This window comes from Pseudomonas sp. R19M (genome assembly GCF_050312585.1).
Taxonomy (GTDB): Bacteria; Pseudomonadota; Gammaproteobacteria; order Pseudomonadales; family Pseudomonadaceae; genus Aquipseudomonas; species Aquipseudomonas palleroniana.
Genome location: NZ_JBNPJV010000042.1, coordinates 89,883 through 109,506, shown reverse-complemented (window position 1 = coordinate 109,506; position 19,624 = coordinate 89,883). Strand labels below are relative to the sequence as shown.

The following is a 19,624-nucleotide window of genomic DNA, read 5'->3' as shown; positions in this document are numbered from 1 at the left end:
GATGGCGGTGAGTCAGCCAATGCATAAGTTGACTGATTCACCGCTATCGGGAGCAAGCCCCCTCCCACATATGTTCTTTTTCAGGCTTTAGAAAGGAACGTCGCCCAGGATTGTCGCCCGGTGCATCACCCGCCGCTGCGGCCGGTAATCGTCCACCGCGTAATGCTGCGTCACACGGTTGTCCCAGAACGCCACGTCATTCTCCTGCCAGCGCCAGCGAATGGTGAATTCCGGGCGTGTGGCGTGGGCAAACAGCAGTTTGAGAATCGCCTCGCTTTCCGCTGGTTCCAGTTCATTGATCCGGGTGGTGAATCCCTCACTGACAAACAGTGATTTGCGCCCGCTCACCGGGTGCGTACGCACGACCGGGTGCGAGAGTGGCGGGTTTTTCTTGCGGGTTTCTTCCCAGCGCGCCAAGTCTTCGGCGCTGTTGCCAAAGCGCTCCAGCGGGAAAGACTTGGTGAAGTCGTGGGTGGCGGTCAGGCCGTTGAGTAAACGCTTCAGCGGTTCGGAGAGCGCCTCATAGGCGGCAATGCCACTGGCCCACAACGTATCGCCGCCAAACGCCGGCAGCTGCTTGGCGCTGAGTACCGCACCGAGTGCCGGGGTGGGCAGGAATGTCACGTCGGTATGCCAGACGGCGTTGTCGCGCACATCGGTGACGGCGGTATCGAGGATCAGCACTTCGGGCTGCTCCGGCACGTTGGGGTAGATCGGGTGAATGTGCAGGTCGCCAAAGTTCGCCGCGAACCGTGCTTGTTGCTGTGGGGTGATCGGCTGGCCACGGAAGAACAGCACCGAGTGGCTGAGTAACGCCTGCTCGATGGCATCGCGGTGTTCGGTGCTCAGCGGCTGGGTAATATCGACGCCGCTGATCTGTGCGCCCAGGGCAGTGCTTAGTGGGGTAACGGTCAGGCTGCTCAATTCAGTTCTCATCACTCAGTGTGCCTGGCCATGCCAAGGCACTAATTTACGCTGCAGGGCACGCAGGCCCATTTCCATGGCGAAGGCGATCAGGGCAATCACCAGAATCCCCAGCACCACCACATCGGTGACCAGGAACTGCGCCGCCGACTGCACCATGAAACCCAGGCCGCTGGTGGCGGCGATCAGTTCGGCGGCGACCAGGGTCGACCAGCCCACGCCCAGGCCGATGCGCACACCGGTAAGGATGTCGGGCAGTGCGCTCGGCAGGATCACGTGGCGAATCAACTGGGCACGGGTAGCGCCCAGCGATTGCGCGGCGCGTAGTTTGGCCGGGTCGACGGTGCGTACGCCGGTCGCCGTGGCGATGGCGATCGGCGCAAAGATCGCCAGGTAAATCAGCAGTACCTTGGACAACTCGCCGATGCCGCACCAGATCACGATCAACGGCAGGTAGGCCAATGGCGGGATAGGCCGGTAGAACTCGATCAGCGGGTCGAGAATGCCGCGAGCGATACGGTTGGCACCGATGGCGATGCCCACCGGCACGGCGGTCAGCACCGCAAAGCCCAGGCCCAGGCCGATACGACTCAAGCTCGAGGCCAAGTGCTGCCACAAGGTGGAATCCATGTAGCCCGTGGTCGCCAGCAGCCAGCCTTTTTGCAGCACCGCAGACGGTGGCGGCAGGAACAGCGGTTCGATCAGGCCAGTGGCGGTGACGGCCCACCAGAGCGTCAGCAACGCGACCAGGGTCAGCACACTGATCCAGCGCGTGCTCAGGCTGCGACGCACCGCGATAACCGCATGCGCCGGACGCTTGGCGGTGGTGGTGGAGGAAAGTTCGTAACTGCTCATGCGCGCACCTGCCGTTGCGAGAATACTTTGCCCAGCACGTGCTCACGGGTTTCGATAAAGCGTGGGTCGGACTTGATGGCTCGCGCCGATTCGCCGGCGGCGTAACGCTGGCCAAAGTCCAGGTGCAGGCGTTCGACGATCTGGCCAGGGTTGGGGGCCAGCAGGATCAAATCAGTGGCGAGGAACACCGCTTCTTCGATGTCGTGGGTAATCAGGAACACCGGCTTGGCCGTGCGCCGCCAGACCTGCAGCAGCAGTTCCTGCATCTGTTCGCGGGTGAAGGCATCGAGGGCGCCGAAGGGTTCGTCCATCAGCAACACACGAGGATCGGCCGCCAGGGCACGGGCCAGGCCCACGCGTTGTTTCTGGCCGCCGGAAAGTTGCCAGATACGGCGCTTGTCGAAACCCGCCAGGTCCACCAGGGCCAGCATTTCCCGGGCGCGCACTTCACGTTGTGCCTTGGGCACACCGGCCAGTTCGAGACCGAAGCCGACATTGGCCAGCACGTCCTGCCAGGGCAGCAGCGCGTCATCCTGGAACACCACGCCACGTTCGGCGCTGGGGCCTTTGACCGGCACGCCGTCCAGGGTGATGCGCCCGGCGCTGGGTTCGACGAAACCGGCTATCAGGTTCAACAGCGAGGTCTTGCCACTGCCGGACGGGCCGAGAGCGACCAGCAACTGCTGGGGCCCCAGGTCCAGTGAAATGTCAGCCAGTACCGGTGATGTGGCGCCTGGGTACTGTGCGCTGATGCGCTCCAGTTGTAGCAAGGCCATCGCTATGGACTCCCGATCAGTGGGTGATGAATTTGGCGCTGACGTAAGGTGCGTAGTCCGGCAGTACGGCGTCGACCTTGCCTTGCTCCTTGAGGAACACCGCCGTGTCGGTCACGGCCTGGGTGGTCGGTGCGCCCAGCAGGGTCACCTGGTCAGCGGCCAGCGGGTAGACATTGCCTTGCAGCAGCAGGGGGATATCAGTGGCCTTGGCGCCGGAGAGCTTCACCAGCTTGTCGACGTTGCCTTTATCGGCCAGCCAGGCTTGTGGGTCTTTGCGGTAGGCGGCGTAGGCATCCAGGGTGACTTTGGCGAACGCACTGACGATTTCCGGGTGCTTTTCGGCGAAGTCTTTGCGCACGATCCACGCATCGAAGGTCGGTGCGCCGAGCTTGGCCAGTTCGCCGGAGGTGATCAGCACCTTGCCGTTTTCCTTGGCTACGCCCAGGGCCGGGTCCCACACATAGGTCGCGTCAATGTCGCCGCGCTTCCAGGCGGCGATGATTGCCGGTGGCGCGAGGTTGAGGATGGTCACTTTGGACGGGTCGATATTCCAGTGTTTCAGCGCCGCCAGCAGGCTGTAGTGCCCGGTGGAGACAAACGGCACGGCGACCTTTTTACCGATCAGGTCCTGCGGGCTGTTGATCCCTGAACCATCGCGCGCCACCAGGGCTTCGGCGCCGCCGATCTGGGTGGCGACGAGGAAGGTTTGCACCGGCACTTTGCGGGTAATGGCTGCGGTCAGCGGGCTCGAACCGAGGTAGCCGATCTGCACGTCACCGGAGGCAATGGCGGCGATGATGTCGGCGCCGTTGTCGAATTTGCGCCAGTTGATCTTGGCCTGGGTGGCTTTCTCATAAGCACCGTCGGCCTGGGCGACTTTGGCCGGGTCTACGGTGGTCTGGTAAGCGATCGTCACATCCGCCGCCTGGGCAAACAGGCTGGCACCGGCCAGGGACAACGCCGCCAGAAGGCGCAGTGGGATTAAACGTTTCAAAGGGGATGCTCCTCAATCAGGCGGCCGAGGGTCGGCGTGTGAGGAGACTAAATGATCTAAGAACTCTAAAATAAATAACTTATTAGAATTAGCTTATGAGAAGAACGCTGACCTGTAGTGAGCGGGCTTGCCCCGCGCTGGGGGGCGCAGCCGCCCCAAATCCAGGCGCTGCGGTCTTTCTGAATCACCGCGGCGTCCTTGGTTAGGGCGGCTTCGCCACCCAGCGCGGGGCAAGCCCGCTCACTACTGAAGTCTCTTTAGTTGCTGATGGCCAGGATGCTGGCCTGGTACGAGCCAACAAACACATCGAAGTCGCCCACTTCGTTCTGTTCCAGCTCCGCTTGCTGTGCCAGCGACGTGCGTGCCAGCTCCTCAAAGCGCGCCTGTTCTTGCGCCGGCAGCGGTTCTTTGCGGAAGTGCTCAGCGTGCAGTTGGCTCTGGTGCAGGGAGAACTGCGCAAAACTCTCTTTACGCTCGGCCATTGCCGCCAACACTTGGGCCGACGGCGTCAGGGACGAATCCTTGACCTTCGCCAACTGGGCGTCCAGCGCCTGGCTGTGCTCGGTGATGCCGTGGCTCTCATCCAGCAGCGCGGCCAAGGGTGCGATCTTCTCCAGCAATTCGGTGGCCCATTGCTTCATGTCCACCGCCGCCCCGTCACGTTGCAACTGCAGGCCAGGGCGGCGACCTTCCTTGACCACACTGAGGAAGTTGGACGTGGCGTTGCCGCAGGCGTTGTTAGCGAACAGCGGGCTGTCGTTCAGGGCGCAGTACAGCAGGAAGGCGTCGAGGAAACGCGACTCCGGCAGGTCAATACCCATCGGCAGGAACGGGTTGATGTCCAGGCAGCGCACTTCGATGTACTGGATACCACGGGCCATCAGCGCCTGGATCGGCCGCTCACCGGTGTAGGTCACCCGCTTGGGGCGAATGTTGGAGTAGTACTCGTTTTCGATCTGCAGGATGTTGGTGTTGAGCTGAACCCACTCACCGTCCTTATGCGTGCCGACTTCGACATACGGCGGGTAGGGCGTCGCCACCGCCGTGCGCAGGCTATCGGTGTAGCTGGCCAGGTCGTTGTAGCACGGCGTGAGGCCGGCCTGGGCGTTGCTCTGGTAACCCAGGTCGCTCATGCGCAGGCTGGTGGCGTAAGGCAGGTACAGGGTGTCGGCGTCCAGCACTTCCAACTGGTGCGAGCGACCGCGCAGGAAACCGGCGTCCAGGGCCGGCGAGGCACCGAACAGGTACATCAGCAGCCAGCTGTAGCGGCGGAAGTTGCGGATCAGCGCGATGTAGGCATCGGACTGGTAGTCACGGTCGGTGCCGACGAAACCTTCGGTCTCCTTGAGCAACGGCCACAACGCTTCCGGCAGGGAAAAATTGTAGTGGATGCCGGCAATGCACTGCATGGTCTTGCCGTAACGCAGGGCCAGGCCCTTGCGGTAAACGTACTTGAGCTGTCCGATATTGGAGGTGCCGTAGTAGGCAATCGGAATGTCTTCCTCGGCCGGCAACGGGCACGGCATCGAGGGGCTCCACAGGTATTCGCTGCCGAGCTTGGTGTAGACAAACCTATGGATCTTGTCGAGGCTGCTCAGGGTGTCAGCCGGGTCGGGCAGGGCGGGAGTAATGAACTCCAGCAGCGACTCCGAGTAGTCGGTGGTGATCTGTTCGTGGGTCAACGCGGCGCCCAAGGCTTCAGGATGCGGTGTTTGCGCCAGGCGACCTTCAGCTGTGACACGTAGGCATTCGCGCTCGATGCCGTGCAAGCACTGCTCTAGCAGGGAGAGGTGTTCGCGCTTGCCGAGCAAGGCCAGGCGGCGGTTGAGAAGTTCGCTCAAGTTGGATTCCTTCACGCGTCAGTCGCCCCAATATGGGGGTGGGCAGGACGGTCTACAAGGGTGAAGTTAAAACTGGCGTGATCGCCTGGTTTAGAGTCGATATGACCCGATCAGTAAAAGCCGACTTCACTCCATGAATTGGGCTATAGCGCAGCAAGAAAATTCCGACGCTGTTATCGCAGCGCCGAAATTAACTCAAATCGAGGGTGGGGAGCTATAGGGCAGCGAACGTGCCTTGTGCTTTTGCGACTAATCGTTCGTCCTGATACACATCGGCTTCGACCACCAATGTGCGTCGACCCGCGTGGAGCACCCGGGCGGTACACAGCACGTCACCGTCAGACACGGCACGGATGTAGTTGATCTTGCACTCGATGGTCGCGCTCTGCTGGTCAAACCCATGGGAGCTGGAGCAGGCCAGCCCCATCGTAATGTCCACCAGGCTGAAAATCGCCCCGCCATGGAGCTTGCCCGCGCGGTTGCGCAGTTGCGGCTCCAGGGTCAGGGCCACCTCGGCAACGCCCTCGTCCAGGCGTTGCAGGCGGCAGCCGATCAGCTCGCTGAACGCGCTTTGGGTCAAGCCGGCCGGGATTTCCATCAGCGTTTCTTCAACTGTTTGGCATTGGCGAACAGTGAGGCCATGGCGTTGTTGCTCGGTGCGGCAGTCGCGGTTTCCTTGCGTGGCGCGTTGTTTTGCGACTGGCGCGGTGCCGAGCCCGGGCGGGCACCACGGGCGCCGTCGATTTTCTCGCCTGGGGTGTCGCTCATGCGCATCGACAGGCCGACGCGCTTGCGTGGGATGTCGACCTCCATAACCTTGACCTTGACCACGTCACCGGCTTTAACCGCTTCGCGTGGGTCTTTGATGAACTTCTCCGAAAGCGCGGAAATATGCACCAAACCGTCCTGATGCACGCCGATATCCACAAAGGCACCGAAATTGGTCACGTTGGTGACTACGCCTTCGAGGATCATGCCCGGCTGCAGGTCCTTGAGGTCTTCGACACCCTCCTGGAATTCAGCGGTCTTGAACTCGGGGCGTGGATCGCGGCCAGGTTTTTCCAGTTCTTGCAGGATGTCGGTGATGGTAGGCACGCCGAAGGTTTCATCGGTGTACTTCTTCGGGTCCAGGCGCTTGAGGAAAGCGGCGTCGCCGATCAGCGAGCGGATGTCGCGGTCGGTCTCGGCGGCGATGCGCTGTACCAGCGGGTAGGCTTCCGGGTGGACTGCGGACGCGTCCAGCGGGTTATCACCGTTCATCACGCGCAGGAAGCCGGCGGCCTGTTCGAAAGTTTTTTCACCCAGGCGTGCGACTTTTTTCAACGCGGCGCGGGTTTTGAAGGCACCGTTTTCATCGCGGTGGGTGACGATGTTCTGGGCCAGGGTGGCGTTGAGGCCGGAAATACGCGCCAGCAACGCTACGGATGCGGTGTTTACGTCCACGCCCACGGCGTTCACACAGTCTTCTACCACCGCGTCCAGGCCACGTGCCAGTTTCAGCTGCGACACGTCGTGCTGGTACTGGCCGACGCCAATGGATTTAGGGTCGATCTTCACCAGTTCGGCCAGCGGGTCCTGCAAGCGACGGGCGATGGACACCGCGCCACGGATTGACACGTCGAGGTCCGGGAATTCCTTGGATGCCAATTCCGACGCCGAGTACACCGAAGCACCGGCCTCGGAGACCATGACCTTGGTCATCTTCATGGCTGGGTATTTTTTGATCAGTTCGGCGGCCAACTTGTCGGTTTCGCGGCTGGCGGTGCCGTTGCCGATGGCGATCAGGTCCACGGAGTGCTTGGCGCACAGGGCGGCCAGGATCGCCAGGGTCTGGTCCCACTTGTTGTGCGGTACGTGGGGGTACACGGTGGCGTGGTCGAGCAGCTTGCCGGTGGCATCGACCACGGCGACCTTGCAACCGGTGCGCAGGCCCGGGTCCAGGCCCAGGGTCGCGCGCGGGCCCGCCGGGGCGGCCAGCAACAGGTCGTGCAGGTTGTGGGCGAACACGTTGATCGCCTCGGTTTCAGCGCCGTCGCGCAGCTCGCCCAGCAGATCGGTTTCCAGGTGGGTGTAGAGCTTGACCTTCCAGGTCCAGCGCACGACTTCACCGAGCCATTTGTCCGCAGGACGATTCTGATTCTGGATGCCGAATTGCTGGCCGATCATGCCTTCGCACGGGTGCATGGTGCCCGGCAGTTCGTCACCGACTTTCAGTGAGGAGCTGAGAATGCCTTCGTTGCGGCCACGGAAAATGGCGAGCGCACGGTGGGACGGCATGCTTTTGAGCGGTTCGTCGTGTTCGAAGTAGTCGCGGAACTTGGCGCCTTCTTCCTCTTTGCCGGCGATGACGCGGGCGCTGAGCGTGGCTTCCTGCTTGAGGAAGGTGCGCAGTTTTTCCAGCAGGCTGGCGTCTTCGGCGAAGCGCTCCATCAGGATGTATTTGGCGCCTTCGAGGGCGGCCTTGACGTCAGCGACGCCTTTGTCGGCATTGACGAAGCGGGCCGCTTCGGTGTCCGGGGTCAGCGATGGGTCGTTGAACAGGCTGTCGGCCAACTCACCCAGGCCGGCTTCCAGAGCGATCTGGCCCTTGGTGCGGCGCTTTTGCTTGTATGGCAGGTAGAGGTCTTCGAGGCGGGTCTTGGTGTCGGCGAGCTTGATGTCGCGTTCCAGCTGTGGGGTCAACTTGCCCTGCTCTTCGATGCTGGCGAGGATGCTGATGCGCCGTTCGTCGAGTTCTCGCAGGTAGCGCAAGCGCTCTTCCAGGTGGCGTAGTTGGGTGTCGTCGAGGCTGCCGGTCACTTCTTTTCGGTAACGGGCGATGAAGGGCACCGTGGAGCCTTCATCCAGTAGAGCGACGGCCGCTTCGACCTGTTGTGGGCGTACACCGAGTTCCTCGGCGATGCGGCTGTTGATGCTGTCCATAAAACCACCTGAAATTCTTGAAAGCAGCTCGCAGGCCCGGAAAACAAGGCTTGCAAGGCTGGTTGAGCGGCCCGTCTGGCGCCGCTGCCTGGGTCAAGAGGCAGCCTATTGACCCTCGAAATTGAAAAAATCACGACAAGCGGATGAAAAAAAGCCCGGCAGTAAACGGTAACGATCTGACGTTGCCCTGCACGAAGGCGCCGCATTATAACCAGCGTTCCGACCTTGGGGGGTACTGCGCCGCTGGTCGCCGCACGCGGGTTCGCTGGCGGCAGAGGAAAAATCTGCTAACAATGCACACGGTGCGTATAACGGCACCTAAGCCATAATGCGCGCCGAGATAAGAGGAGCATCCAATGAGCAGCACTGTACAAACTGCTGAAGGCGAAAAAATTCTCATCGTTGACGACGATCCAGGGCTGAGCAGCCTGCTGGAGCGCTTCTTCAACTCCAAGGGCTACCGTGCCCGCGCGGTGCCGAACACCGAGCAGATGGATCGCCTGTTGGGGCGCGAAGTGTTCAACCTGGTCGTACTCGACCTGATGCTGCCCGGCGAAGACGGCCTGACCGCGTGCAAGCGCCTGCGCGGTGCGAACAACCAGATTCCAATCATCATGCTGACCGCCAAGGGCGATGAGCTGAGCCGCATCAAGGGCCTTGAGCTTGGCGCTGATGATTACCTGGCCAAGCCATTCAACCCGGACGAATTGATGGCCCGGGTCAAGGCGGTATTGCGTCGCCAGGCTCCGCCGGTACCGGGCGCGCCAGGCAGCGAAGACGAAAGCGTCACTTTTGGCGACTACGAATTGTCGCTGGCCACCCGTGAACTCAAGCGTGGCGATGAAGTGCACATGCTGACTACCGGCGAATTCGCGGTCCTTAAGGCGTTGGTGATGAACGCGCGCCAGCCATTGACCCGCGACAAGCTGATGAACCTGGCCCGTGGCCGGGAGTGGGATGCCCTGGAGCGTTCCATCGACGTGCAGATTTCCCGTCTGCGCCGGATGATCGAGCCTGATCCGTCCAAGCCGCGGTATATCCAGACGGTGTGGGGCGTGGGTTATGTATTCGTGCCGGATGGCAATAAAACCAGTTGATCCATGATTTGCAGGGGCGGGTATTTCGGTGTTTGGCTCCATGAGAGTCAACGGGATGCCCGGCGTCTGCAATTCTGCGAGCGCCCCTCGTTCCTGCAAGGTATCTAGCTGTCCTCTATGAAAACCCCGCTGTGGTTCCCGCAAAGTTTCTTTTCCCGCACGCTCTGGCTGGTGCTGATCGTCGTTCTGTTTTCCAAGGCCCTCACGCTGGTTTATCTGCTGATGAACGAAGACGTGCTGGTTGATCGGCAATACAGTCACGGCGTCGCCCTGACCCTGCGCGCCTATTGGGCTGCCGACCCGGAGAACCGCGAGAAGATCGCCAAGGCCGCGACGCTGGTTCGCGTGGCGGGTGCGGGTGTGCCGGAGGGCGAACAGCATTGGCCCTACAGCGAGATCTACCAGCGACAGATGCAGGCCGAGCTGGGGGACGACACCGAGGTGCGGCTGCGCATGCATGTGTCGCCTGCGCTATGGGTGAGGGCGCCCAGCCTGGGCCAGGATTGGCTGAAAGTACCGCTGTACCCGCATCCGCTGCGGGGGCAGAAGATCTGGAACGTGTTGGGATGGTTCCTGGCCATTGGTTTGCTTTCTACCGCATCCGCCTGGATTTTCGTGCGCCAGCTCAACCAGCCCCTGAAACGTCTGGTGTTCGCAGCCCGCCAACTGGGGCAGGGGCGTAGCGTGCGCCTGCCGGTCAGTGATACGCCCAGTGAGATGACTGAGGTGTACAGCGCGTTCAACCAGATGGCGGAGGATGTCGAGCAGGCGGGTCGCGAGCGCGAGCTGATGCTGGCGGGCGTATCCCATGACTTGCGCACGCCATTGACGCGCTTGCGGTTGTCCCTGGAATTGATGGGCAGTCACAACGATCTGACGGATGACATGGTCCGCGACATCGAGGACATGGACGCGATTCTCGATCAGTTCCTGGCGTTTATCCGTGATGGACGCGATGAAGTGGTTGAAGAGGTCGACCTCACGGACCTGGTGCGTGAAGTCGTGGCCCCCTATAACCAGAACGGTGAGCAGGTGCGCATGCGTCTGGAGCCGATCCAACCGTTTGCGCTGCGTCGGGTGTCGATGAAGCGTCTGCTGAACAACCTCATCGGTAACGCCTTGCATCATGCCGGTTCAGATGTGGAAGTGGCGGCCTACGTGTCCGGCGACAGCGCCGCACCCTATGTCGTGTTGAGTGTGATGGACCGAGGTACGGGGATCGACCCGGCGGAACTGGAAGGTATCTTCAACCCCTTCACCCGTGGCGATCGTGCCCGTGGGGGCAAAGGCACAGGCCTGGGGTTGGCGATTGTGCGGCGGATTGCCTCGATGCACGGAGGCAATGTTGAGCTGCGCAATCGTGAGGAAGGTGGCCTGGAGGCTCGTGTGCGCCTGCCGCTTGGCTTGATGCTGCCTAGAGATGCGGTATAGGTATAGGAGCAGCTGCAAGCTATAAGCTACAAGCCACAAGAAAAAGCTGCCTGCCTTTCTCTTGCAGCTTTTAGCTTGTCGCTTGCAGCTGCTTCATTAGCCCTTCCCTTTGGTTCGGGTCATATTCGGCCCGCCATTCTTCTCCAGATGCTGAATGATGATCCCCGCCACATCCTTGCCCGTGGTGGTCTCGATGCCTTCCAGGCCCGGTGACGAGTTCACCTCCATCACCAGGGGGCCATGGTTGGAGCGCAGGATATCCACACCCGCCACGCTCAACCCCATCACTTTGGCGGCGCGCAGCGCGGTCATGCGTTCTTCCGGGGTGATCTTGATCAGGCTGGCGCTGCCGCCACGATGCAGGTTGGAGCGGAACTCCCCTGGTTTGGCCTGGCGCTTCATCGCCGCAATCACTTTGTCGCCCACTACGAAGCAGCGGATATCCGCGCCACCGGCTTCCTTGATGTATTCCTGCACCATGATGTTCTGTTTGAGACCCATGAATGCCTCGATCACTGATTCTGCGGCCGTTGCCGTTTCACACAGCACCACGCCAATCCCCTGGGTGCCTTCCAGCACCTTGATCACCAGCGGCGCGCCGTTGACCATGTCGATAAGGTCGGGGATGTCATCCGGTGAGTGGGCAAAGCCGGTAACCGGCAGGCCGATCCCCCGACGCGAGAGCAGTTGCAGCGAGCGCAGCTTGTCCCGCGAGCGTGCGATGGCTACCGATTCATTGAGGGGGAATACCCCCATCATTTCGAACTGACGCAACACCGCGCAGCCGTAGAAAGTGACCGACGCACCGATGCGCGGGATCACCGCATCAAAACCCTCCAGCGGTTTGCCCCGGTAATGGATCTGGGGCTTGTGGCTGGCAATGTTCATGTAGGCCCGCAACGTGTCGATCACCACCATTTCGTGGCCACGTTCGGTACCGGCCTCAACCAGGCGGCGGGTGGAATACAGACGCGGGTTTCGCGACAGCACAGCGATCTTCATGCAGCACCTGGGGCAGAAATAGTTGAGACCGGGAACACCGGCTTGTCTTGAACGTACTTGACGCCGGGATTGACCACCAACTGGCCGTCAATCAACGCCTTGGAACCGAGCAACAGGCGATAACGCATGGCCTTGCGGCAGGCCAGGGTGAACTCCACCCGCCATACCCGGTCACCCAGCGCCAACGTAGTGCTGATCACGTATCGCACCTGCGCATGCCCGTTGGAGCTCTTGATGGTTTTCATCGTCACCAGGGGCGCTTCACAACGGCGGTGACGCAGTTGCACAACGCTGCCCAGGTGCGCGGTAAAGCGAACCCACTTTTCACCGTCACGCTCAAAGGGCTCTATATCGGTGGCATGCAGGCTTGAGGTGCTGGCGCCGGTGTCGATCTTCGCGCGCAGGCCCGCTACCCCCAAATCAGGGAGGGCCACCCACTCGCGCAGACCCACAACGGTCAAATGGTCAAATGTCTTCAATATAGGTAACCGGTCAATTCGCCCAGGCGTGAGGGGAAACCTCGGCCAGGGCTTTGAATGCAGGCTTGGCGAACCAGAAGCCTTGCATCAGAAATATTCCGCAGTCGGACAGGAAGTCGCGCTCACCGGCACTTTCAATGCCTTCGGCGATGACGGTAACGCCCAACTGCTCACAAATTGTGACAATCCCCTGGACGATCACCTGACGGACACGGTCCTGATCGACATCGCGGATCAGCGCCATGTCGAGTTTGATCAAGTCAGGTTGGAAATCGGCCAGCAGATTCAGCCCCGAATAGCCCGCGCCGAAATCGTCGATGGCGGTCTTGAAACCGAATTCGCGATATTCACGCAGAATATTCGTCAAATGGCGATAGTTATCTACATGCTCGTTTTCAAGTGTCTCGAAAATCAGCTGGTCGAGCGGGAAGTTATGTGCCCGAGCCGCCTCTAGAGTGCTGCGGATACACAGCTCTGGCCGATAGACGGCATTGGGCATGAAGTTGATGGACAGGTGGGTTTGCATCCCCAATGCCGCTGCGCCGGCGATCGCCTGGGTGCGGCAACGCTGGTCGAAGCGGTAACGGTTGCTCTCGTTGACTTGCGCCAGTATCGATAGCGCCCCTTCGCCATTGACCCCCCGTACCAGGGCCTCGTTGGCGAAAATGGAATGATCGCGAAGGTCTACGATAGGCTGGTAGGCGAAAGCGAAGTCGAAACCCAGCGGCTCGCTTTGCTGGCAGCCCACGCAGCGTTGGCCAGGCGAGGTGAGTGAAACGGGGAAGTCGGTCACGGCGTATCCTCGCGAAAACAGGGTGCTACCTGGCGTATCTTAGGTGAGCCTTGGGGTTTATGCGTCGAAGGGGTTCAACGGTTAAGTTGCGACATTTTTCAGCGAGAGGAATTCAAGTGGCTCAGAAGCAGGAAGAGGACGAAAAAGTCCGTTTGGACAAGTGGCTATGGGCCGCACGTTTTTACAAGACCCGTGCCTTGGCCAAGGCAGCCATCGAGAGTGGCAAGGTGCATCACCGGGGCGAGCGCTGCAAACCGGGCAAGGAACCGCGCGTAGGGGATGAGTTCCAGATTCGTACCGGCTTTGATGAAAAGACCATTGTGGTTCAGGCTCTGTCGATTGTACGACGTGGCGCTCCCGAGGCTCAGACGCTGTATGCCGAGACTGATGCGAGTATCGCCAAGCGTGAGCATGCAGCAGCCATGCGCAAGGCGGGGGCTCTGGGGGTCAGTACCGATGGGAAACCGAGCAAGAAGCAACGCCGCGATCTGTTCAAGTTCCGTGGCAGTGGCGGTGACGAATAAAGTCGCCGGTAATCGCTTGGGGCTTCACTTGGCTTGGAACAAACCCGGATTGTTCATAAACTGCGTCATCTTCGCGTCAATATTATTCAACTCAGATACCCAGACCTATGACTGATCTACCGGATACCGACTTCACCCAACGCTTTATCTTCGACGAGACCGACGCCCGCGGCGAACTGGTCTCGTTGGAGCGCAGCTATGCCGAAGTCCTCGCCAAGCACCCCTATCCGGAGCCGGTCGCGCAACTGCTCGGCGAGCTGATGGCGGCGGCGGCGCTGCTGGTGGGTACCATGAAATTCGACGGTTTGCTGATCCTGCAAGCGCGTTCCGAAGGGCCGATTCCGCTGCTGATGATCGAGTGCTCCAGCGAGCGCGACATCCGTGGCCTGGCCCGCTACGACGCTGACCGGATTGCCGCGGACGCGTGCCTGGCCGACCTGATGCCCAATGGTGTACTGGCGCTCACCGTTGACCCGACCGAGGGCCAGCGCTATCAGGGGATTGTCGACCTCGATGGCGAAACCCTGTCGGACTGCTTCACCAACTACTTCGTGATGTCCCAGCAAGTCGGTACGCGTTTCTGGCTTAAAGCCGACGGCAAGCGTGCCCGTGGCCTGTTGCTGCAACAACTGCCGGCCGATCGCATCAAGGACGACGACGAGCGTGCCGAAAGCTGGCGCAACCTCACCGCACTGGCCGGCACCTTGACCACCGAGGAGTTGCTGGCGCTGGACAATGAAACCATCCTGCACCGCCTCTATCACGAAGAAGCTGTGCGGCTGTTCGATGCCCAAAGCCTGCGCTTCCATTGCAGCTGCTCGCGCGAGCGCTCGGCCAATGCACTGGTCAGCCTGGGCCTTGAGGATGCACAGAATCTGGTGGTGGAGCACGGCGGCCATATTGAAATCGACTGCCAGTTCTGCAACCAGCGCTACCTGTTCGATGCCGCTGATGTAGTCCAGTTATTCGCCGGCGCAGGCATCGACACCCCTTCCGACACCCGCCACTAAAACGTTTAAGCACAGGTAAATCACCTGACAAACGCCGGATTAGCGCAGTTCTGACGGGAGGGCCCTACTCTTTTTGGGCTTTTCTGGCATAATCCGGCCCACTTTTTTCGCGGTAGTAGTGCGCAACTTTCTACTACAAAACGTTTGGAGCACTCGGCTACAGGCCGACGGGGAACCTCATGACGCAAGCCAATAACGCTGTATACACCGATCTGAGTGTTGATGATCTGGTCAAAGAAGCCCTGCAGCGCGGTGAAGGCGTGCTTGCCGATACTGGCGCGCTGGTCGTAGAAACCGGTCACCGTACCGGCCGTTCGCCAGTCGATCGTTTCATCGTTGAAGAGCCTTCCACCCAGGACGCCATCGCCTGGGGCCCGATCAACCGCAAGTTCCCGGCCGACAAGTTCGACGCCCTGTGGGCGCGTGTCGAAGCCTTCAACAATGCGCAAGAGCATTTCGTTTCCCACGTTCACGTCGGTGCTGCGCACGATCACTACCTGCCCGTGAAAATGACCACCCAGACTGCCTGGCAGAACCTGTTCGGTCGTTGCCTGTTCATCAACCCGGCCCAGTACAACCCGGCCGGTCGTGAAGAGTGGCAGGTGCTTAACGTAGCCAACTTCGAGTGCGTGCCAGAGCGTGACGGCACCAACTCCGACGGTTGCGTGATCCTTAACTTCGCACAGAAAAAAGTGCTGATCGCCGGCATGCGTTACGCCGGTGAAATGAAGAAAGCCATGTTCTCGGTGCAGAACTTCCTGCTGCCGGCCGCCGACGTACTGCCGATGCACTGCGCCGCCAACATCGGCGAAGCCGGTGACGTGACCCTGTTCTTCGGTCTGTCGGGCACCGGTAAAACCACCCTGTCCGCCGACGAAAGCCGTTACCTGATCGGTGACGACGAACACGGTTGGGGCGAAGGCGTGGTGTTCAACATCGAAGGCGGTTGCTACGCCAAGTGCATCGACTTGTCCGAGAAGAACGAGCCGGTAATCTGGAAAGCCATCAAGCACGGTGCCGTGCTCGAAAACGTCGTGATCGACGACGCCAAGCACGCCGACTATGCCGATGTCAGCCTGACCCAGAACAGCCGCGCCGCCTACCCGCTGGAGCACGTGGCCAAGCGTTCCGAGAAGAACCTGGGCGGCGAGCCAAACGCTGTGATCTTCCTGACCTGCGACCTGACCGGCGTGTTGCCGCCAGTGTCTATCCTCAGCGAAGAGCAAGCGGCCTACCACTTCCTGTCCGGCTACACCGCTCTGGTGGGCTCGACCGAAATGGGTTCCGGCAGCGGCATCAAGTCGACCTTCTCCACCTGCTTCGGCGCGCCGTTCTTCCCACGCCCGGCCGGTGAATACGCAGAACTGCTGATCAAGCGCATCCGTGGCTTCGGCTCCAAGGTCTACCTGGTCAACACCGGCTGGACCGGTGGTGGCTATGGCGTCGGCAAGCGCTTCAACATCCCGACCACTCGCGGCGTCATCGCAGCGATCCAGAGCGGCGCGTTGATTGGTGCGCAAACCGAGCACCTCGACACCATCAATCTCGACGTGCCACTGGCCGTACCGGGCGTTGAAACCGGCCTGTTGAACCCACGTAACACCTGGGCCGACAAAGCTGCATACGACGAAGCGGCGAAGGCACTGGCCGGCCTGTTCATCGAGAACTTCAAGAAGTTTGAAGTGAGCGATGCGATCAAGGCCGCGGGTCCCAAGTTGTAAGGTTCGAACGTTGTAAAAAAGCCGCCCCTAGTGGGCGGCTTTTTTATTTTTGAAGTTTTGGGGCTTCTTCGATCAGAGACCTTCAATCTCTTGCTGCCTCGATCTATAGGTGCAAGATAATCGCCCCGACCAGCACTAACGCAACCCCTGACACCTGCACCGCCGACAGCCGTTCCTTGAAGAACACAAACCCCAGAATCGCTGCAATCCCGCCCGACAAAGTACTGATCACCGTCACTACTGACACCGACCCCGCCATCGCTCCCCACGAAAACGCCGAGAAACCGCCCAGGTTCATCAAACTCGCCCCGGTCAATGCCGCGCAGTTTTTTAGCGGCGGGATTTTCAAACCGTCCTTGATGTTAAGCACCATAACCACCAGCACGCACAGACCCACCAGGTAGCCGAGCCACAGCATAATGATTGGCCCCAGCACCGGCAGTGTGTAGCGGCCTTGCAGCCAGAAACTGGTGCCATACAGCAACGCGGCGAGCATGGCGTAGGCGATGGAAAGGCGTGGGTTGTTGTGGGGGAGGTCGTTGTCCTTGTGGATGCTGGAGAGCATCACTCCGACCACGCACAAGGCGATGCAGCCCAGTTGCGTCAGGCTGATGTGCTCACCGCTGGCCCAAGACAGCAAGGTGGTCACCACGCCGTAGGACGTCACCAGCGGCGCGACGATGGCCGCTTTGCCGAGGGCGAAGGCCTTGGACAGCGCAAGGGCCCCGGAGACAGTGAGCAGGGCGGCGGCGATGCCCAGGAGCCAGACGCTCAGCGGGGCATCCAGGGATTTGAACAAGAGGCTGGGGAGAATGACCAAGAACAGAGTCATGATCAGGAAACCCAGGGCTTGGCCGAAATAGACGGCGCGTTTAACGCCCACGGCTCGGGCGTTGAGACCCACGAGAAAATCCGTGCCGCCCCAGAGCAGAGCTGCCAGCAGGCCCATTATTACGTCCATGTAAGGTCCTTGTGTTTCAGCTCAGGTTTTCCAGCGTCTGCGTGTCCCAGCTTTGGGTCTTGATAGCCAGGTACAGCATACCGATCGTCAGCGGCACTTTGTCACCTCGTCCCTTGGCTCGACGTTTGAGAAACACATCAAACACCGGGGGGTTGAAGTAACGATAAGTGTCGAAGTCGCCCAGGTCGAGCGCGAATTCCTGTTCCAGTGCTTCCATCAGTAGTTTGGCTTCTCCACCGTCGCAACCCAGGTCGAGGTTGATCGAGGTTTCCAGGCGAAGGGTCTTGTGTTCCGGCAGGCCGATTTCTTCGTGCAGCAGTTGCAGGAGATGCTGCATAACGACGTCTTCGGGGAAGTTGGGGGCGAGGTTCATTGGTAGGGGCACGCAGAATTGGGTGAGGACAGGCGTTATGAGCCTGGCAAGAATAGAAACAGAGGAAATCGCTGAAGACAATGGCAACCTCGGGAAGACGAAATATCCAGGGCATTGCACATCGCATGAAGGCTTGGCAGTGCTTCAACAGGCAACACTGGTCTTTGGAGCGAGCTTGCTCGCGAAAAACCAAATGAGGCCGCGCGCCTTCTGGTTTACCGCGTCATCGTTGACGATTTTCGCGATCGAGCTCGCTCCTACACAGGGTGTCGCTTAGATTTGCGGTTGTGCGGGTTGCAGTTGAACGTGTTGCGCAGCTTCCAGCAGATCCGTGGCTGCGCGAATGCGTTGATGGGCGGCGGACTGTGAGCGGGTTGGCCAGCCGGAAACAGCACTCCGACACGTCCGAAGACGTCCCCTACACAGCCGCCATAGCACTGCGATACATCAGCGAGCAGGCGGGATAAAAACCACGTCACATTCTGTATAAAAAAAACGCAAGCAGTCTGAATTCAGCGTATGTTTCACCGCAAAATCTCGTAGGGCGATTCCGCCCACCACTTAAAGGGAGTTAAGCATGGGTTTGCTTCGTGTCGCCTCGGCGATGTCATTGTGTGCAGTGGCGTTTTCAATTCAAGCCGAGCAATTGCCGATTGAGGTGCTGAGTGCGGTGGTCAAGGACCAGAAGATTGCCGATGCCGAAGTGCTGTTGCAGCGTAATGGTGCGCAAAACGTCGTGGGCCGTACCAACGCCCAGGGCCAGGTGACACTGACCAGCGAAGCGGCCGACGATGCGTCCAACCTGCTGATCATCAAAAAAGCCGGCTACTCGAATCTGGTGGTGAAGTGTCCTTGCGCAGGGATGACCTACGCCATCAGCCCGGTCATGGAAAACCTCGACGGCCTGCGGGTCGTGCTGACCTGGGGCAAAACCCCGGAAGACCTCGACTCTCACATGATCTTCCCTGGTAACAATATCTTCTTCGGCAACCAGAAAGGCACCGACGCCGAACTGGATGTGGATGACACCGACAGCTACGGCCCGGAAACCATCACCCTGCAGAAAAAGCACTACGGCGAAAGTTATGTCTACGCCGTACATGACTTCACCAATAGCGGCAATCCAGGCTCTCGCCAGCTGTCCAACAGTGAGGCCAAGGTGTTCGTGTACATGGGCCAATCCCTGGTACGCACCTACTACGTGCCGAAAAACCGTAGCGGTAACTTGTGGACGGTATTCCGCATGACCGGCAGCGGTGATTTCCAGGACATCAACAATTTCAGTGGTGTGCAAGTCGATGCTCCGAACGTCCTCAACGAAGTCAAAGCGTTGCTGGATGACAGCGTTGCAGTGACCGCGGTGGCCGTCAGCTCTTCCGCACAAACCGATGCGAAGCGTCTGAACGTGCAGGGTGAAGCAGCCTACCAGGCAGGTAATCTGGACCAGGCCATCGAGCTGTTCCGTCAAGCCATCGAGTTGGATAACGGCTTCGGTAAAGCCTATGGCAACCTGGGCCTGGCGTATCAGAAGGCCGGTAACACCGCCGAGTCGATCTGGGCCAACCGCAAGGCTATCGCCCTGGCTACCGGTGCGAACGCTGCAACCGTGCGTGCAGGGGCCTACTACAACATTGCGCGCATCTACGAAGCTGCAGGGCAGTTCCCGGACGCCTTGCGTCACTACCAGTTAGCCAAGGAGCAGAAGGCCAACCCGGTGTATGACACGGCGATCGAGCGGGTACAGAACCGCTGATTCAGCCCCTGCTGTAGAACTAAGAATGTGGGGTGGGGTTTGCTCCCTCCCACATTTGGATCTGTATCTTTCCTGCCGGCACCTCGGATTATTCCCCCTTCGGCCCTGGGCCATCCCTGACCCCATGTATCATCCTGTCTCTTTTTACTTGCGACCTTTCTCGATTCG

At 60.2% G+C, this 19,624-nt stretch carries 19 protein-coding genes; 7 read left to right on the top strand and 12 right to left on the bottom strand.

Going from position 1 to position 19,624, the window contains the following annotated elements; translation table 11 throughout:
- Window positions 1-87: 87 nt before the first annotated feature.
- The 7 genes from tauD to ACQRBT_RS07860 form a co-directional block, all read right to left on the bottom strand.
- A complete protein-coding gene (gene tauD, locus ACQRBT_RS07890) occupies window positions 88-936 on the bottom strand; it encodes a taurine dioxygenase (RefSeq protein ID WP_060754673.1) in 849 nt (282 codons plus the stop codon).
- Between the two features lie 3 nt (window positions 937-939).
- A complete protein-coding gene (tauC, locus tag ACQRBT_RS07885; protein WP_104995229.1) occupies window positions 940-1,779 on the bottom strand; it encodes a taurine ABC transporter permease TauC in 840 nt (279 codons plus the stop codon).
- Window positions 1,776-2,555, bottom strand: a complete 780-nt coding sequence (gene tauB / locus ACQRBT_RS07880; RefSeq protein WP_060754671.1) for a taurine ABC transporter ATP-binding subunit — start codon at window positions 2,553-2,555, stop codon at window positions 1,776-1,778. The genes tauC and tauB overlap by 4 nt, the downstream gene beginning before the upstream one ends.
- Before the next feature lie 16 nt (window positions 2,556-2,571).
- Window positions 2,572-3,549 carry a taurine ABC transporter substrate-binding protein gene (tauA, locus tag ACQRBT_RS07875; RefSeq protein ID WP_060754670.1) on the bottom strand — a complete coding sequence of 326 codons (978 nt, stop codon included), beginning with the start codon at window positions 3,547-3,549 and terminating at the stop codon, window positions 2,572-2,574.
- 257 nt (window positions 3,550-3,806) lie between these two features.
- The gene (gshA, locus tag ACQRBT_RS07870; protein ID WP_412046544.1) at window positions 3,807-5,390 is read right to left on the bottom strand and encodes a glutamate--cysteine ligase; all 1,584 of its coding nucleotides are present in this window, start codon (window positions 5,388-5,390) and stop codon (window positions 3,807-3,809) included.
- A gap of 214 nt (window positions 5,391-5,604) precedes the next feature.
- Window positions 5,605-5,988, bottom strand: a complete 384-nt coding sequence (locus ACQRBT_RS07865) for a PaaI family thioesterase (RefSeq protein ID WP_060754668.1) — start codon at window positions 5,986-5,988, stop codon at window positions 5,605-5,607.
- The gene (locus ACQRBT_RS07860) at window positions 5,988-8,312 is read right to left on the bottom strand and encodes a Tex family protein (RefSeq protein WP_060754667.1); all 2,325 of its coding nucleotides are present in this window, start codon (window positions 8,310-8,312) and stop codon (window positions 5,988-5,990) included. The genes ACQRBT_RS07865 and ACQRBT_RS07860 overlap by 1 nt, the downstream gene beginning before the upstream one ends.
- A gap of 356 nt (window positions 8,313-8,668) precedes the next feature.
- On the opposite strand from ACQRBT_RS07860, the gene ompR reads away from it, so the two are divergent.
- Window positions 8,669-9,409 carry a two-component system response regulator OmpR gene (gene ompR / locus ACQRBT_RS07855; protein ID WP_090367501.1) on the top strand — a complete coding sequence of 247 codons (741 nt, stop codon included), beginning with the start codon at window positions 8,669-8,671 and terminating at the stop codon, window positions 9,407-9,409.
- Between the two features lie 117 nt (window positions 9,410-9,526).
- Window positions 9,527-10,840 (top strand): ATP-binding protein, encoded by a 1,314-nt coding sequence (locus tag ACQRBT_RS07850; RefSeq protein ID WP_060754665.1) that lies wholly within the window; start codon window positions 9,527-9,529, stop codon window positions 10,838-10,840.
- A 96-nt stretch (window positions 10,841-10,936) separates the two neighbouring features.
- Here the strand turns inward: ACQRBT_RS07850 and rimK are convergent, their stop codons facing one another.
- The 3 genes from rimK to ACQRBT_RS07835 are packed head-to-tail and all read right to left on the bottom strand — an operon-like array spanning window position 10,937 to window position 13,114.
- Window positions 10,937-11,842 (bottom strand): 30S ribosomal protein S6--L-glutamate ligase, encoded by a 906-nt coding sequence (gene rimK / locus ACQRBT_RS07845; protein WP_010214091.1) that lies wholly within the window; start codon window positions 11,840-11,842, stop codon window positions 10,937-10,939.
- Window positions 11,839-12,288 (bottom strand): ATP-dependent zinc protease family protein, encoded by a 450-nt coding sequence (locus ACQRBT_RS07840; protein ID WP_169868620.1) that lies wholly within the window; start codon window positions 12,286-12,288, stop codon window positions 11,839-11,841. The genes rimK and ACQRBT_RS07840 overlap by 4 nt, the downstream gene beginning before the upstream one ends.
- Window positions 12,289-12,334: 46 nt before the next feature.
- Entirely contained in the window at window positions 12,335-13,114 is a 780-nt protein-coding gene (locus ACQRBT_RS07835; protein ID WP_161547667.1) for an EAL domain-containing protein, read from the bottom strand.
- A 116-nt stretch (window positions 13,115-13,230) separates the two neighbouring features.
- On the opposite strand from ACQRBT_RS07835, the gene ACQRBT_RS07830 reads away from it, so the two are divergent.
- The 3 genes from ACQRBT_RS07830 to ACQRBT_RS07820 all read left to right on the top strand — a co-directional run bounded on the left by ACQRBT_RS07830 (window position 13,231) and on the right by ACQRBT_RS07820 (window position 16,369).
- The gene (locus ACQRBT_RS07830) at window positions 13,231-13,638 is read left to right on the top strand and encodes an RNA-binding S4 domain-containing protein (protein ID WP_060754663.1); all 408 of its coding nucleotides are present in this window, start codon (window positions 13,231-13,233) and stop codon (window positions 13,636-13,638) included.
- 107 nt (window positions 13,639-13,745) lie between these two features.
- The gene (gene hslO, locus ACQRBT_RS07825) at window positions 13,746-14,648 is read left to right on the top strand and encodes an Hsp33 family molecular chaperone HslO (RefSeq protein WP_060754662.1); all 903 of its coding nucleotides are present in this window, start codon (window positions 13,746-13,748) and stop codon (window positions 14,646-14,648) included.
- Between the two features lie 179 nt (window positions 14,649-14,827).
- The gene (locus ACQRBT_RS07820; protein WP_060754661.1) at window positions 14,828-16,369 is read left to right on the top strand and encodes a phosphoenolpyruvate carboxykinase; all 1,542 of its coding nucleotides are present in this window, start codon (window positions 14,828-14,830) and stop codon (window positions 16,367-16,369) included.
- A 103-nt stretch (window positions 16,370-16,472) separates the two neighbouring features.
- Here ACQRBT_RS07820 and ACQRBT_RS07815 read toward each other — a convergent pair whose 3' ends face one another.
- Together ACQRBT_RS07815 and ACQRBT_RS07810 are read right to left on the bottom strand one after the other, a co-directional pair.
- Entirely contained in the window at window positions 16,473-17,330 is an 858-nt protein-coding gene (locus ACQRBT_RS07815; protein WP_244701516.1) for a DMT family transporter, read from the bottom strand.
- Window positions 17,331-17,346: 16 nt separating this feature from the next.
- Entirely contained in the window at window positions 17,347-17,703 is a 357-nt protein-coding gene (locus tag ACQRBT_RS07810; protein ID WP_104995235.1) for a DUF1493 family protein, read from the bottom strand.
- A gap of 37 nt (window positions 17,704-17,740) precedes the next feature.
- Between ACQRBT_RS07810 and ACQRBT_RS07805 the strand changes: the two genes are divergently transcribed.
- Both ACQRBT_RS07805 and ACQRBT_RS07800 read left to right on the top strand, forming a co-directional pair.
- On the top strand, window positions 17,741-17,980 hold the full coding sequence (locus ACQRBT_RS07805; protein ID WP_244701519.1) for a hypothetical protein: 240 nt from the start codon (window positions 17,741-17,743) through the stop codon (window positions 17,978-17,980).
- Window positions 17,981-18,280: 300 nt separating this feature from the next.
- Complete coding sequence (locus ACQRBT_RS07800; protein WP_060754658.1) at window positions 18,281-19,456, top strand: tetratricopeptide repeat protein; 1,176 nt, start codon at window positions 18,281-18,283, stop codon at window positions 19,454-19,456.
- The last annotated feature ends 168 nt before the right edge of the window (window positions 19,457-19,624 follow it).

Excerpts from the sequence above, each read along its gene's own strand:
- tauD (WP_060754673.1), bottom strand. The coding sequence starts at position 936 with ATGAGAACTGAATTGAGCAGCCTGACCGTTACCCCACTAAGCACTGCC.
- tauC (WP_104995229.1), bottom strand. The coding sequence starts at position 1,779 with ATGAGCAGTTACGAACTTTCCTCCACCACCACCGCCAAGCGTCCGGCG.
- tauB (WP_060754671.1), bottom strand. The coding sequence starts at position 2,555 with ATGGCCTTGCTACAACTGGAGCGCATCAGCGCACAGTACCCAGGCGCC.
- ACQRBT_RS07865 (WP_060754668.1), bottom strand. The coding sequence starts at position 5,988 with ATGGAAATCCCGGCCGGCTTGACCCAAAGCGCGTTCAGCGAGCTGATC.
- ACQRBT_RS07860 (WP_060754667.1), bottom strand. The coding sequence starts at position 8,312 with ATGGACAGCATCAACAGCCGCATCGCCGAGGAACTCGGTGTACGCCCA.
- ompR (WP_090367501.1), top strand. The coding sequence starts at position 8,669 with ATGAGCAGCACTGTACAAACTGCTGAAGGCGAAAAAATTCTCATCGTT.
- ACQRBT_RS07850 (WP_060754665.1), top strand. The coding sequence starts at position 9,527 with ATGAAAACCCCGCTGTGGTTCCCGCAAAGTTTCTTTTCCCGCACGCTC.
- rimK (WP_010214091.1), bottom strand. The coding sequence starts at position 11,842 with ATGAAGATCGCTGTGCTGTCGCGAAACCCGCGTCTGTATTCCACCCGC.
- hslO (WP_060754662.1), top strand. The coding sequence starts at position 13,746 with ATGACTGATCTACCGGATACCGACTTCACCCAACGCTTTATCTTCGAC.
- ACQRBT_RS07820 (WP_060754661.1), top strand. The coding sequence starts at position 14,828 with ATGACGCAAGCCAATAACGCTGTATACACCGATCTGAGTGTTGATGAT.
- ACQRBT_RS07815 (WP_244701516.1), bottom strand. The coding sequence starts at position 17,330 with ATGGACGTAATAATGGGCCTGCTGGCAGCTCTGCTCTGGGGCGGCACG.
- ACQRBT_RS07810 (WP_104995235.1), bottom strand. The coding sequence starts at position 17,703 with ATGAACCTCGCCCCCAACTTCCCCGAAGACGTCGTTATGCAGCATCTC.
- ACQRBT_RS07805 (WP_244701519.1), top strand. The coding sequence starts at position 17,741 with ATGAGCCTGGCAAGAATAGAAACAGAGGAAATCGCTGAAGACAATGGC.
- ACQRBT_RS07800 (WP_060754658.1), top strand. The coding sequence starts at position 18,281 with ATGGGTTTGCTTCGTGTCGCCTCGGCGATGTCATTGTGTGCAGTGGCG.